The organism is Catenulispora sp. GAS73 (assembly GCF_041262085.1).
Classification (GTDB): domain Bacteria; phylum Actinomycetota; class Actinomycetes; order Streptomycetales; family Catenulisporaceae; genus Catenulispora.
This window is the reverse complement of sequence record NZ_JBGCCM010000011.1, coordinates 112,764-126,142: the sequence shown is the minus strand read 5'-3', so window position 1 is coordinate 126,142 and position 13,379 is coordinate 112,764. Positions and strand designations below refer to the sequence as shown.

12 protein-coding genes and 1 tRNA gene are annotated in these 13,379 nt (G+C 69.6%); 6 read left to right on the top strand and 7 right to left on the bottom strand.

Features of this window, described 5'->3' with window-relative positions:
- Positions 1–99 precede the first annotated feature (99 nt).
- Positions 100–1,131, top strand: a complete 1,032-nt coding sequence (locus ABH935_RS18410; protein WP_194906590.1) for a GlxA family transcriptional regulator — start codon at positions 100–102, stop codon at positions 1,129–1,131.
- 18 nt (positions 1,132–1,149) lie between these two features.
- Here ABH935_RS18410 and ABH935_RS18405 read toward each other — a convergent pair whose 3' ends face one another.
- Positions 1,150–1,524, bottom strand: a complete 375-nt coding sequence (locus ABH935_RS18405; RefSeq protein ID WP_370379123.1) for a cupin domain-containing protein — start codon at positions 1,522–1,524, stop codon at positions 1,150–1,152.
- A 123-nt stretch (positions 1,525–1,647) separates the two neighbouring features.
- Here ABH935_RS18405 and orn point away from each other — a divergent pair, with 123 nt between their 5' ends.
- The 3 genes from orn to ABH935_RS18390 all read left to right on the top strand — a co-directional run bounded on the left by orn (position 1,648) and on the right by ABH935_RS18390 (position 3,921).
- The gene (orn, locus tag ABH935_RS18400) at positions 1,648–2,289 is read left to right on the top strand and encodes an oligoribonuclease (RefSeq protein ID WP_370379122.1); all 642 of its coding nucleotides are present in this window, start codon (positions 1,648–1,650) and stop codon (positions 2,287–2,289) included.
- 129 nt (positions 2,290–2,418) lie between these two features.
- Positions 2,419–2,493: transfer RNA gene (locus ABH935_RS18395), tRNA-His, on the top strand.
- A gap of 87 nt (positions 2,494–2,580) precedes the next feature.
- Complete coding sequence (locus tag ABH935_RS18390; RefSeq protein ID WP_370379121.1) at positions 2,581–3,921, top strand: (Fe-S)-binding protein; 1,341 nt, start codon at positions 2,581–2,583, stop codon at positions 3,919–3,921.
- 137 nt (positions 3,922–4,058) lie between these two features.
- Here the strand turns inward: ABH935_RS18390 and ABH935_RS18385 are convergent, their stop codons facing one another.
- On the bottom strand, positions 4,059–4,994 hold the full coding sequence (locus tag ABH935_RS18385) for a hypothetical protein (RefSeq protein ID WP_370379120.1): 936 nt from the start codon (positions 4,992–4,994) through the stop codon (positions 4,059–4,061).
- A gap of 477 nt (positions 4,995–5,471) precedes the next feature.
- Here ABH935_RS18385 and asnB point away from each other — a divergent pair, with 477 nt between their 5' ends.
- Positions 5,472–8,156 carry an asparagine synthase (glutamine-hydrolyzing) gene (gene asnB / locus ABH935_RS18380; RefSeq protein ID WP_370379119.1) on the top strand — a complete coding sequence of 895 codons (2,685 nt, stop codon included), beginning with the start codon at positions 5,472–5,474 and terminating at the stop codon, positions 8,154–8,156.
- 208 nt (positions 8,157–8,364) lie between these two features.
- Here the strand turns inward: asnB and ABH935_RS18375 are convergent, their stop codons facing one another.
- Complete coding sequence (locus ABH935_RS18375) at positions 8,365–8,556, bottom strand: hypothetical protein (RefSeq protein ID WP_370379118.1); 192 nt, start codon at positions 8,554–8,556, stop codon at positions 8,365–8,367.
- 157 nt (positions 8,557–8,713) lie between these two features.
- Between ABH935_RS18375 and ABH935_RS18370 the strand changes: the two genes are divergently transcribed.
- Positions 8,714–9,301 carry an SMI1/KNR4 family protein gene (locus tag ABH935_RS18370; protein ID WP_370379117.1) on the top strand — a complete coding sequence of 196 codons (588 nt, stop codon included), beginning with the start codon at positions 8,714–8,716 and terminating at the stop codon, positions 9,299–9,301.
- Positions 9,302–9,824: 523 nt separating this feature from the next.
- Here ABH935_RS18370 and ABH935_RS18365 read toward each other — a convergent pair.
- The 4 genes from ABH935_RS18365 to ABH935_RS18350 all read right to left on the bottom strand — a co-directional run bounded on the left by ABH935_RS18365 (position 9,825) and on the right by ABH935_RS18350 (position 13,367).
- Positions 9,825–10,013 (bottom strand): hypothetical protein, encoded by a 189-nt coding sequence (locus tag ABH935_RS18365; RefSeq protein ID WP_370379116.1) that lies wholly within the window; start codon positions 10,011–10,013, stop codon positions 9,825–9,827.
- 137 nt (positions 10,014–10,150) lie between these two features.
- Positions 10,151–10,630 (bottom strand): carboxymuconolactone decarboxylase family protein, encoded by a 480-nt coding sequence (locus ABH935_RS18360; RefSeq protein WP_370379115.1) that lies wholly within the window; start codon positions 10,628–10,630, stop codon positions 10,151–10,153.
- On the bottom strand, positions 10,627–11,703 hold the full coding sequence (locus tag ABH935_RS18355; RefSeq protein WP_370379259.1) for a dihydrodipicolinate reductase: 1,077 nt from the start codon (positions 11,701–11,703) through the stop codon (positions 10,627–10,629). Before ABH935_RS18355 ends, ABH935_RS18360 begins: the two co-directional genes overlap by 4 nt.
- Positions 11,704–11,723: 20 nt before the next feature.
- Entirely contained in the window at positions 11,724–13,367 is a 1,644-nt protein-coding gene (locus tag ABH935_RS18350; protein WP_370379114.1) for a GMC oxidoreductase, read from the bottom strand.
- Between the last annotated feature and the right edge of the window lie 12 nt (positions 13,368–13,379).

The window sequence follows — 13,379 nt, the reverse complement described above, 5'->3', positions numbered from 1 at the left end:
CCCGGCACGGCTTCCGCTCCAAGTCGCTTTTGCCTTTGCGCACAAAGGAAAATGGCTCGTTCCGACGATCCATCTGGACCAGAGAGGTCAGCCCGCCGAATGACACTGACTGCCCCCCGCCCGCGCCTGGCCCCCACGCGCGACCGGGGTACCGTCGCCGTCCTGCTGTTCCGGGACGCCCCCCTGTTCGAGTCCTCGATACCGATCTCGGTGTTCGGCGTCGACCGGCGCGTCATGGGACTGCCGTACTACCGGTTACTGGTGTGCGCCGGTGAAGCCGGGCCGTTGGCCACCACCGGCTCCCTGCGCATCTCCACGCCGTTCGGGTTGTCGGGCGCCGACCAGGCCGGCACCGTGATCGTGCCGGCGTGGCGGGCGCCGGGCGAGCGGCCCCCGGAACCGGCGCTGGCCGCGGTGCGCAAGGCTCACAAGGAGGGCGCGCGGCTGGCCGCGTTCGACTCTGGGGTCTTCGTCCTCGCCGCGGCCGGCGTTCTCGACGGCCGCGGGGCCACCACGCACTGGATGTACGCGCCGGCCCTGGCCCGCCACCACCGCAGGGTGAAGGTGGACGCCCGCTCGATGCAGATCGACCACGGCGACGTGGTCACCGGCGCCGGCGCCGCGGCCGGCCTGGACCTGTGTCTGTACCTGGTCCGGATGGACCACGGAGCCGAAGCCGCCAGCGCGCTGGCCCGCCGCCTGGTGGTGGGGCCGGGCCGGCGCAGCGGCCAGGCCGCCTACTTCGACCGCCACCTGCCCTCCGAACTCGGCGCCGGCACGCCGATCGGCGACGCGATGTCCTGGGCCCTGGATCACCTGGCCGAGCCGTTCGACGTGGACGAGTTCGCCAAACACTCCGCGATGTCCCGCCGGACCTTCGACCGCCGCTTCCTGGAAGTCACCGGCACCACACCGCTGCGCTGGGTGAACTCCCAGCGCGTGATCGCCGCGCAGCGCATCCTGGAGTCCACCGACCTGCCGGTGGACGAGGTGGCCCGGCGCTCCGGGTTCGCCTCGGGACCGGCGATGCGCGCCAACTTCCTGCGGGTGCTCGGCACGCAGCCCGCGCGCTATCGCGAGGCCTACCTGGCGTCCCGGGCCAGGGGCGGCCGCGAGGGCCGCGACGGGTAGGGCCCGTCCCTACCGCCCCTACTGAGCCCACGGCGGCGCGAAGGCCGCGCCGCCGACGGTCGCCGTCATCCCGACGGAGGTGACGGCGGTGAGCACCGCCGGGCTCTCGGCGCTGGCGTTGCCCAGTCGCAGGGTGGTGTGCGGCGGCACGATGACCGCGTCTCCGAGTCCGGCGTGCACGGCGCGCTCGCCCACGGTGGCCGAGACGGCGCCGCTGACGACGACGAAGACCTCCTCGCGGTCCATGCTGTGGGTCTCGCTGACGGCGCCGGGCTCCAGATCGAGGGCCCAGACCGCCAGTTCGGTGCTGCCGCGCGACGGGACCGCGAGCGGGCGGAAGGTGAAGCCGTCGAGGTCGAATCGCGGGGCCTCGGCGAGGGTGGACAGGGGCATGGCTGACTCCAGTGCTTCATAATGGTCAACGGGGTTGTCGATCTCAGCCTAGGGCGCCGCCGACCAGATGGTCAACACAGTTGTCGATCCCGGTCCGACCGTCACCCCCACTAGGGTGTAAGCATGAGTGACAGGCTGGTGTGGATCGACTGCGAGATGACCGGGCTCGACCTGGACAAGGACGCTCTGATCGAGGTGGCCGTCCTGGTCACGGACTCGGAGCTGAACGTCCTGGGGGACGGGGTCGACGTGGTGGTCGCACCACCGGCCGACGACCTGCCGGGCCTGCTGGCCGGCATGGTGGACGTGGTCCGCGACATGCACACCTCCTCCGGCCTGCTGGAGGAACTCGCGGACGGGATCCCCATGGCCGAGGCCGAGGAGCGCGTCCTGGCCTACGTCCGCGAGCACGTCCCGGAGGCCGGCAAGGCGCAGCTGGCCGGCAACTCCGTCGGCACCGACCGCGGCTTCCTGGCCCGCGACATGCCCGAGCTCGAACAGCACCTGCACTACCGCATCGTGGACGTCTCCTCGATCAAGGAACTGGCCCGCCGCTGGTATCCGCGCGTCTACTTCAACGCCCCGAAGAAGACCGGCAACCACCGCGCCCTGGGCGACATCCGCGACTCCATCGCCGAACTCCGCTACTACCGCGACGCGATCTTCGTTCCGCAGCCCGGCCCGGACTCGGAGACCGCACGCACCCTCGCCGGCCGGATCGAGGCCGAGGAGGCCGCCGCGGCGGCGGCGCGCGCGGAGTCCTGACCTCCCGATCGGGTCCTCCGGGAGCCGAGCTAAAGGGTTGTGCGGAGCACCGCCGGATCCATGTATGCTTGGCGGTGCCAGCGCGGCGCGGGACACGGGAGACCGGGGTCCAACGACGCGACGGTGCATGGTGGGCGTAGCTCAGTTGGTAGAGTCCTGGGTTGTGATCCCAGTTGTCGCGGGTTCGAGCCCCGTCGCTCACCCTCCATGGAGCGGTCCCTGATCTCGTTGATCGAGAGCAGGGACCGTTTTGCTGTTCATCTGGATCTTCCGATCAGTACACTGCCTGGCATGGGCGAGAACCTGGACGACCTGACCGCCAAGTGCGTCCACTGCGGCTTCTGCCTCCCGGCCTGCCCCACCTATGCCCTCACGGGTGATGAGAACGACTCCCCGCGCGGCCGCATCCACCTGATGCGCCAGGTGATCGAGGGCAAGGCCGAGCTCGACGACGCGGTCGCCGAACACGTCGACTCCTGCCTGGGCTGCCTGTCCTGCGTCAGCGCGTGCCCCTCCGGCGTCCAGTACGACCGGATCATCGAGGAGTTCCGCCCCGAGGTCGAGCAGGCCTACGCCGAGCACCGCGGCGACCGGGCCTTCCGGGAGCTCGTGTTCGGCCTGTTCCCGCACCCGGCGCGCCTGCGGGTCGCGGCACTCGGCGCGGTCGCGTACCGCCGGACGGGTGGCGCGGCGCTGGTCCGTTCCAGCGGACTGCTGCGGCGCTTCCCGAAGCTCGGCGCCATGGAGGCGCTGATGCCGGAGACCACGCTGCGCAAGGCGTGGAGCAGGCTGCCGGCCAGCAGCCAGCCACAGGGGGAGCGGCGCGCGATCGTGGGGATGATTTCCGGGTGCGTGCAGCGGGTGTTCTTCGGCGACGTCAACGCCGCGACCGTGCGGGTGCTGCAAGCCGAGGGCTGCCACGTAGTTGTGCCGGACCAGGGCTGCTGCGGCGCCCTGTCGCTGCACGCCGGACGCGAGGAGGAGGCCAAGCGCTACGCGCGGCGGCTGATCGACGCCTTCCGGCGCCCGGCGTCCGCGTCGTCCGCGACGGTGGCGCTGGGCAACCTCGACGCGGTCGTGGTCAACGTCGCCGGCTGCGGCTCCACCCTGAAGCAGTACGGCGAACTGCTCGCCGACGACCCCGACTACGCCGCACCGGCCGCGGAGTTCGCCGCGAAGATCCGCGACGTCTCCGAGGTCCTGGCCGACCTCGAACCACGCGCCGAGCGTCACCCGATCGAGGCCCGCGTCGCCTACCACGACGCCTGCCACCTGGCGCACGGCCAGGGCGTGCGGGCGCAGCCGCGCAAGCTGCTGAACGACATCCCGGGCCTGGAAGTGGTCGAGCCGGCGGAGGCCGCGTTCTGCTGCGGCTCGGCGGGCGTGCACAACCTGGTGCGCCCGGAGGCCGCGGAGGAGTTGGGACGGCGCAAGGCCGAGCGGGTCCGGGCCACGGCCCCCGACCTGGTCGCCACCGGCAACCCCGGCTGTCTGCTGCAGATCCAGCGGCACCTCGGGGACGACACCCCGGTGCTGCACCCGATCGAGATCATCGATGCCTCGATTCGGGGGCTGAGGCTCAATCCGGCGCGGGTTCGGCCGCGCGGTTCGGCGAGCGACTCAGGCAGCTGAGTCGCCGGCCGGCTGCGGCGAGAAGACCGCGGGGCGGCTGCGGTCAGGGCAGTCCGGTCAGCCTGCTCACTCCGTTTCGGTCCGCTTCGGTCAGTCGGCTTCGGTCAGTCGGCTTCGGGTTAGCCCGGTCAGCCCGCTCAGTCCGAAGTGGCCCGCTCGATCCGTCGTCGCTTCCACGCCGGCCACCACCGGTCCAGCAGGAAGTAGGTGATGATGCCCAGGCTGATCGCCACCAGGTGCTCGCGCCCGGCCAGGTTCGGCAGGATCGCCGCCTCGCCGCCCATCGACACCGCGGTCAGCGCCACCACCCAGTACGTCCGCAGCCGTAGCGCCAGGTAGATCAGCAGCGACACCACCGCGACCGAGGGGCCGGTGTCGACCTGGAAGTTGTCGATCTGCGGGGTGCCGATGTGCAACCAGTTGCTGGCGTAGACCATCACCCGGGCGGCCATCGAGGTGACCGCGCTGGTGATCATCGCGATCGCGATCATCTTCTTCCAGCCCAGCCAGCACTCCGCGATCCCGAAGGCGATCAGCACCTGCGCCATCGCGCCCCAGGCCGGCAGGTCCGGCGCCGGGGCGAACAGGGACAGCGGGAGCTGCGGGAGCAGCTTCCAGATCGGCTCGCCCTGGCGCACGCCGGCGACGTCCAGGACGAACGCCAGCCCGGTGGGCCGGATCAGCTCCAGGATCCACAGCACGCCGATGGTCGCCACGCACGTCAGCGTGGCCGGGATCGCCATCAGGTGCTTCGTGCGGACCTCGCGGACCGGGACCGAGAAGAAGACGACCATGTCGCGCACGAAGGTGCGGGCCACGGCCACGGCGGCGCGGACCACCGGGTTGCGCTGGGGCGCCGCGTCCGGGTCAACGGCGTTGAGGTGCGCGTCGGCGGCACCGTTCGCCTCGGCGGCACGATTCGCGTCGACGGCGAGGTCCGCAGCCGCGACGGCGGCGGCAGCTCGCGGGTCCAGGGCGAGCACGGTTTCGGCGTCGGAGTCGGCGGCGAGGCCGGGAGCCGCGGCGGCGGCAGCAGCCTGCGGGTCCAGGGGAAGCGTGCCGGTGGTGCCCATATCGCCATCTGTACCGCCGCCCGTACCGCTGCCTGTACCTGGCGCAGCCTCGGCATCCACGGGAAGCGTGGTCCGGATGGGGTCGCCACTGAGCCCGCTGGTCGCGGTACCGGGTGCCTCCACTGGGTCCCCGGGTTCGCGGTCGGCTCCGGAACCGGCGTCGAGCGGGTCCTGCGCCCTGTCGGTCACGGTCTCATTCGCCATCGTCGTCCCCCCGGATCGGTAGCCGTGGCGTCCGGCATGGGCGGATGCGCTGGAAATTCGCCTCCGACTCCGATGGTAGCAACGTCGGAAGATCCCACGCCGGGCCGGGCGCCCACACCGATCTCACAGGTGCGGAGGGCGACGGGACAGCTCACGGGGTACCTCTGCCCGCTCGAAGATCACACTACTCGACGTCGCACAGGCGTCACCCGCTCGTCGTATAGGTTTGGCTCAGCGCGGCAGGTTCTATTACGGCGAGGAGTGGCACAGTACATGTGCGGTATCGCGGGTGTCTTCGGGGCTCATGACGAGGCCATGCTCAAGCGGATGGGCGACGCCATCGCCCACCGGGGGCCCGACGGCGAGGGCGTCTATAGCGACGGGGCAGCAGTCGGCTACGCTCACCGCCGCCTGGCGATCATCGACCGGGCCCACGGCGACCAGCCCTTCCTCACCGAGGACGGCCGCTACGCCGCCGTCTACAACGGCGAGGTCTACAACTACCGGGAGCTGATGGCCGAGCTGGAAGCCCTCGGCCACACCTTCCGCACGGTCTGCGACACCGAAGTCGTGGTCCGCGCCTTCGCCGAGTGGGGCGAGGCGGCCTTCGACCGGTTCAACGGCATGTTCGCGGTGGCCATCCACGACACCGAGACCGGCAAGAGCTACCTGGCGCGCGACCATTTCGGCATCAAGCCGCTCTACCTGGCCTCGGTGACCGGCGCCGACGGCAGCCACCGGCTGGTCTTCGGCTCGGAGATCAAGGCGATCCTGGCCTCGGGCCTGGTCGAGGCGGCCCCGGACGACGCCACCCTCTACCGCTACCTGCGCTTCCGCATCCACGAGGACTCCGACCGCACCTTCTTCGCCGGGATCGAGAAGGTCCGCCCCGGCGAGGTCGTCGTTTTCGAGGGCGCCGGCGCTGATGTCACCGTGCAGCGCCGCATGTTCACCACGCTGCGCGAGGACCTGCTGGCCGACGGCCCACGCTCGCCGTTTACCAAGGACACCACCAAGGAGTTCAAGGAGCGGCTCACCGAGTCGATCCGGATGCGCCTGGTCGGTGAGGTTCCGGTGGGCACCGCGCTGTCCGGGGGCCTGGACTCCTCGACGGTCGTCGCGGTGATCAGCAAGCTGATGAAGCAGCACGCGCGGGACGTCGAGTCGGTCGGCGCGACGCAGAACAGCTTCTCCGCGGTGTTCCCCGGCAGCGTCAACGACGAGGAGCGCTACGTCGACGCCGTCATGGCCAAGACTGCTGCTGACAGTGGCCCGATCGAGTGCCACAAGATCCACCCGAACCCCGACGAGTTCCTGGAGGACCTCGCCGACTTCGTGCGCACGCAGGAAGAGCCGACCATCTCCACCGGCCCCTACGCGCAGTACAAGGTCATGCAGGAGGCCACCAAGCACGTGACCGTCCTGCTCGACGGCCAGGGCGCGGACGAGATGATGGCCGGCTACCTGCCGTACTACTTCGTCTACCTGCGCCAGCTGCGCAAGGAGAAGCAGTACACGAAGCTGATGCGCGAGGTCGTCTCCTCCACCGACGTGCTGTCCCGCTACGGCAAGCAGGTGGTGCGCGGCAAGCTCGGCCTGGACAAGCCGGTCGACATCCGGCAGATGCTGGACAAGGGCTTCGCCAAGCAGCACCGCGGCGAGACCTTCAGCCCGGTCCCGGACGACCTGCGGGCCCGCCTGGTCGAGGACATCTTCGCCAACTCCCTGCCCTCGCTGCTGCGCTACGAGGACCGCAACACCATGCGGTTCTCGCTGGAGGGCCGCGTGCCCTTCCTGGACTTCAACCTGGTGCGCTACCTGTTCACCCTGGAGCCCGAGGCGATCATCAAGGGCGGCTGGAACAAGAAGATCCTGCGCGACTCGGTGCGCGGCCTGCTGCCGGACCAGATCGTCGACCGCCGCAACAAGATCGGCTTCACCACGCCGGAGCGCGAGTGGTTCCTGCGCATCAAAAACCACGTGCACACGGTGTTCCGCTCGGACTCCTTCGGCTCGCGGCCGTACTTCGACCAGGCCTCGGTGCTGCGCGCGTTCGAGGAGTTCATCTCCGGCAAGAACAGCGACACCATGCTGTTCTGGCGGATGCTGAACGTCGAGCTGTGGCTGCGCACCTTCGTGGACGCCCCCGGCACCCACATCGACTCCACGACCTCGGCGGCCAAGGAGTACTTCGCGGCCAACCCCGGCAAGGAGATCGCGATCAGCACCCCGTCCAGCGGACAGGTGCTGCGCTTCCCGATCCAGACCGACGCCTTCGCCAAGGGCGACGACTTCCACACCAAGATCTCCGAGTACGGCGCCGAGTTCGCGACCCGCGCGGCGGAGTCCGACGACCACGCCGAGGCGCTGAACAGCCCCTGGTTCCTGGCGGTGAGCGAGAAGGTGGTCGCCATCTCGCAGGGCCGCAGCTACTTCCTGTGGGAGATCAAGCCCTCGTTCGCGGCCCGCAAGCTGCAGAAGTTCGTGGTCCGCACGCCCGCCGGCATCGGCCTGGGCTCCCCGGAGACCATGCAGTTGGCGATCCAGGAGGCGGGGCTGGCGCGGATCGTGGCCGCCTCGGCGGCCGGCGCGGTCGGCAAGGTCGTGGGCCGCAAGGGCCTGTTCTACCAGCTGGCCGGCCCCGCGGTGCGGGCCATCGACGGGCCGACGCAGTACTCGCTGTACCCGTCGAACGTCTCGGCGAAGCTCGCGCCGGCCGACCCGGGGAAGGCGGCCTCGGAGCTGGCCGACCGGCTGCGCAAGGCGCTGCCGAAGCAGGCTGCTGACACGTTCCAGGGCGTGGCCATCATCGACGCCAACGACCTGGGGTGCAACATCCTGGGGCAGGCCACCACGGTCGCCGAGGAGAAGATCGCGGAGATCTTCAAGGACAACCCGCTGGGGCAGGGGGCGCAGCGGACGCCGCTGGCTGTGGTGGTGCTGCCCAAGCAGAAGTAGCAGAGGTAGCGGAAGTAGCGGAAGCAGCGGAAGCAGCAGCGGCGGCGGAAGCAGCGGAAGTCGCAGCGGGGGCAGAAGCAGCGGAAGCGGCAGAAGCGGCAGAAGTAGTCCGGTTCGAGAGCCGGCCGGCACCGACAGGCCCGGTTTCCTTGTCACGGCAAGGGTTCCGGGCCTTCGGCGTTCCACGATCTCGGTGGTGCTCCGAGCGTCAGCTGATCTCGTGGAAGGCGTGGTAGTGACTGTCAGCCCACTGGCGGGCTTCGTCGTGCGTGCGCTGCCCCGGAGAGCGCGTCGTGCAGACCTCGCACTGCGCGCGCCACGGCCAGCTGCCCCACGTGTGGACGATGGTCACGGGACCCTGCTCGTTGCCTTGACGCTCGCGTTCGACGGTGGCGTTCATCGTCACCCCTCCCTCGCGTCTCACCACCCATTTCACCAGGACGGGGCACACACACGCCATCGGATATACCCCTAGGGAGCGCGCCACGGGCCCGCCACACCGAGATGCTCTCCGTGAGGCTGGAGTAGACGGCCCGGGCGCGGCTAATCTACGGCTCGTGACTATCGAAGACGACGACGACCTCGCCTTGCCCGCGGCGCTGGCCGCGATAGCCGCGATCGGCTTCCCCCTGGAAGCCGACGAGGACGAGCAGGGCGACGACGAGCGCGACGAGCGCGACGAGGACGAAGCCCCCGAGCACCCCCCGGTGGACTTCGAACCCTTCGAGGAGTTCCTGGACTCCGAGGACACCGCCGACTGGTTCCAGGGCTGGACCGGCAACCCGGAAGCCGACGCCGACCAGTTCCGCGTCTTCGGCCAGACCGCCGACGGCGGCTACGCGGCCTTCTGGCTGGTCCGCGAGGACGCACCGCTGGCGGAGCAGCCGATCGTGTTTCTGGGCTCGGAGGGCGAGACGGGCGTGGTCGCCTGCGACCTGCCGTCGTTCCTGTGGCTGGTGGCTGACGGCTCGGGGCCGTATGAGGCTGTGGAGCACCCGACTCGCCGCTCCAACCCGCATCCGGAGTTCACGGCGATCGCTGAGAAGCACGCTGGGACGGAGCGGATGACGGCGCGTGAGGTGGTTGCGGCGGCTCGGGATGAGTTCCCGGATTTTGAGGACACTATGGTGGAGCTTTCGCGGTGAGGGGTTGAGGCGCTGAGGGTTGAGGGCTGAGGGCTGAGGGCTGAGGCGCTGGGCGGTGGCCGGGGGACGGGGTACTGCGGCGGCGAGGTCACGGTGGTGAGGGCGGCGTCGTTGCCGACTTACTGTGGCCTGGTTGCTGGTTGCTGGTTGCTGGTTGCTGGTTGCTGTCGCTGGTCGCTGGTCGCTGGTTGCCGGCCGCCGGTCGTCGTTGCTGGTTGCTGGCTCCTGGTCACCGATCACCGGTCGTGCCGATCGCCCGAGCCGTGTTACCTGAGCCGTGTTGCCCGAACCGCGATGCGAGTCGGTGTCGGTGTCGGTGTCGGTGTCGGTGGCGCGCGCTATATCTATGTACAAGGGGCGTTAATTCCCTAACAAAATGCCGCCACGCCCGACTCGCACACCGGGTTGCGCTGGCGGCTGGCGGTTTTCGTGTTCACAACCGCGCGTCGGTCCGAGTCACTGCGCATGTCGTAGGCGGCAATCGTTGGGCGTGGTGGGCGCCTTGAGGCCTCCGGCGGGCGCTCTACAGCGAGGGGGCGACCCGCGCGTCCGGCTGTTTGGCGGCGGCCCGCGACTGGTCGGCTTCCTTCACGCTGTTGCCTGCGTTGCGCTGCTTGGTGGCGGTGTTGCTTGTGGTCGCCAGGGTTCTGGGTCCCTCGCCGCGTCGTCGCCGTAGACGGAACCAGCCCGGTTTGGCGGAATCAAGCCGCATCGCTGTTGCTGTGGTCGCCCCTCGTCCGGCTTGACACCGCCAAACCGGGCAGGTTGGCAGAGCCCGCCGACGCGGCGAGGGACCCAGAACCAACACCCCGCATGGTCCGGTCGGACCGCGCCTCCCGCGTCGTCGCCTCAGTGCCCCGGTAGGACGCACACCGCGTCGATGCCCAGCACGTGGTTGAGTCGGCCGAAGGCCAGCCACGATCCCAGGCACATCGTCAGCTCCACCACCTCCGCCTGCGAATACGCCGCGAGCATCCGCTCCCAGAACTCCTCGTCCAACGCGTGGTGGTCCAGCGCGTAGCGCTCGGCGTACTCGGCGGCTAGCCGCGTCCGTTCGTCGAAGGCCTCGGTGGTGCGCCACTCGGCGACCGCTGCGGCGAAGCCGTTCTCGACCTTCGCGCCGTCGCGCTCGGTGCGCCAGTCCAGGCAGAACAGGCAACCGTTGATTTGGGCGATGCGTAGACGTGCCGCTTCGAACTCGCGGAGGCCCAATGTCGTGTGCTGGTACACCGCCATCGAGAACGCTGCTGCTGCGGGGCCGATGCCGGGTACCATCTCGCCCCAGACGTAGCCGATCGGTTGCTTGCCTTCCGGTATGTCGATGATCACTGAGTCCTGTCCTCCCAGATCCCGGCCGGCGGTGTTATCGGCACGTCCAGGGCGTCGTATACCCCCGGCTCGTGGCTGGCCAGCCACTCGATCGCGCCGACCAGTCGTCCGACGGCTGTGGCGTTGCCGCCCGCCGAGCGGTTTCCGCCCTCGTCCGCGGCTTCCAGTGTGACCTCGATCCGCGGCCGGCCCTCGATCAGCACGCGGTGTGCCCCGACGCCGTCTGGTGCCTGTGGCCACTGTGGTGCCACCGAGGCGTGGATGCGGGTCACGTGTTCGATCACGATCCGGGGCACGCCTCCGATCTCGCCGCGTACTTCGAAGCGCACTCCGCCTTGCGTGTTCGCCGCGAACTTGCCCATCGTCGCGGTCTCGACGTCTTCGGGCAGCGGTGCGCGCTCGACGTGCTCCGAGATGCCCGACAGCTGAGCGCCCAGTGCTCGCGCCATCAGTCGGAGCTGGCCGCCCCACACCATCGTGGGGACGCCCGGTGCGGTCATCGGCGGTTCGTAGTCCATCGGCTGGCCCATGCCGACCAGGTAGCGGACTGAGTCCTCCTGGTCGTACGTCGAGTAGTCGAAGATCTCCTGGCAGCGCACCGCCTCGATTCGGGTCCCCAGGCTGGTCATCATCAGTGGCAGTACGTCGTTGGCCCAGCCCGGGTCCACGCCCGAGGCGAACAGTGATCCGCCGCCCTCGGCGACCGCCGCGAGTACGCGTTCGCGCTGGTCGGGCGGGGCGCTGTGCGGGTCGTAGAACGCGTACAAAGCCGGTGTGACCACGATCGCGCCGCTTCGGATGGCGCGGACCACGTCGGCCAGCGCCTCCTCGGGTCGTACGTCGCCGGAGGCTGCGTACACCACGGCTTTCGCGTCGCGCAGTGCCGCCTCGACGTCGGACGTCGCCGCGACGCCGAGTGTGTGCTCCAGGCCTGCCAGCTCGCCGGCGTCGCGCCCGACCTTCGCCGGGTCGTGTACCAGTACCGCGTGCAACGCCAGGCCGGGGCGGGCGGCGACCGCTCGGATCGCCGCACGCCCGATGTTTCCGGTGCCCCACACCAGGGTGGGGATCAGTTCGTCCGCCATCGATCAGCTCAGCCGCCGTTCGCGATGATGTTCTCGATGTTCCGTTCGGCCAGTGCGGTGATGGTCACGAACGGGTTCACGCTCGTGTTGCCGGGGATCAGTGCGCCGTCCATCACGTACAGCCCCGGGTAGGCGGTGAGCCGGCCGTAGTTGTCCGTGGCCTGATTCAGTACCGCGCCGCCCAGAGGGTGGTACGTCAGCTCGTCCTGCCAGGTCTTGTACGTGCCGAACAGGTCCGTTCGGTAGATGGTGCCCTCGGTTGAGTTGATCTTGTCGAAGATGGTCTTGGCCATCGTGATCCCGTCCTGCTTCCAGGCCTGCTGCCAGCTCAGGTCCACCTTCTGCGTGGTGGGGTTCCAGGAGAACTGTGCGCGGTGCGGGTTGTTCGTGATCGACAGGTACAGCGAGGCCCAGGTCTCGATGCCGATCGGTAGCGGCGCCACCTCGGCGAACGCCCCGCCGGCGGTCCAGTTGTCGATGCCGCCGCAGGGGACTGTGGACTGGTTGGAGCCGGTGGGGTCCCAGATCTGGTTCGCCCGGCCGACCATGATGTTGCCGTTGTCGCCCCAGTTCTGGCCGACCTGGTCGTTCAGGTGCGGCAGCCGGCCGGTGTCGCGCATCTGGACCAGCAGTTTGCTGGTGCCCACGCTGCCGGCCGCGAAGACCACCTTGTCGGCGGTGACCTCCTTGGCGGTGACCACGTTCCCGGAGGTGTCCAGCTGGTTCATCAGCACCGTGTAGCCGCCGCCGGAGGCCGGGGACACCGAGGTCACCTTGTGCAGCGGCGTGATGTTGACCTTGCCGGTGGCCAGCGCCGCCGGGATGTACGTCTTCTGCAGGGACTTCTTGCCGTAGTTGTTGCCGTAGAGCAGTTCCTGGCCGAGCGCCGAGCGCGGGACGGTGCCGGCGTCCTCGGCCTGCATGTAGGTCCAGTCGTACACGTCCGGCACGAACTGGAACGGGAAGCCCGAGCGCCCGGCCTGCTTCTGCCCGACCCGCGCGAACTGGTACCACTGCGTGGTGTTGAACCAGCCGTTCGGGATGACCGCGGCGCCGAGCCCGGCGTTGGCGCGCGGGTAGTACACGTTGTACATCTCGGCGGGGTTCACCGACGGCAGGATGGCGCCGAAGTTCGACTGCTTCGGCGTCACCGCCATGCCGCCGTTCACCAGCGACCCGCCGCCGATCCCGCGGCCCTGGTAGACCGTGATCCCGGCGAAGTCCTCGGCGTCCAGGATCCCGGTGTAGTTCGGGATGCTGCGGTCGATCGGGATCCCGAGGAAGTACCCGACCGGCTGCTTGGTCTGCGTCCGCAGCCAGAACGACCGCTGGTCCGGACTGGTCAGGTTGCAGAAGATCTTCCCGTCCGAGCCCGGGGTGTTCCAGGCCATGCCCATCTCGATCATCTCCACCGCGACGCCGGCCTGGGCCAGCCGCAGCGCCGCGACCGAACCGCCGTATCCGGTGCCGATGATCAGGGCCTGGACGTGCGCCCCGTTGGAGATCGGGGCGCTGCGCGGCGCGGCGGCCGAGGCGCGCCCGGCCGAGAAGCCCCCCAACGCCGCCGCACCCAGAACCGTGCCTGTTCCCGCCAGGAATCCGCGCCGTGAAAGACCTCGGGCTCCTGGGTCTGGCCTTGATGTTGCGCTCATGTGACGCTCCTC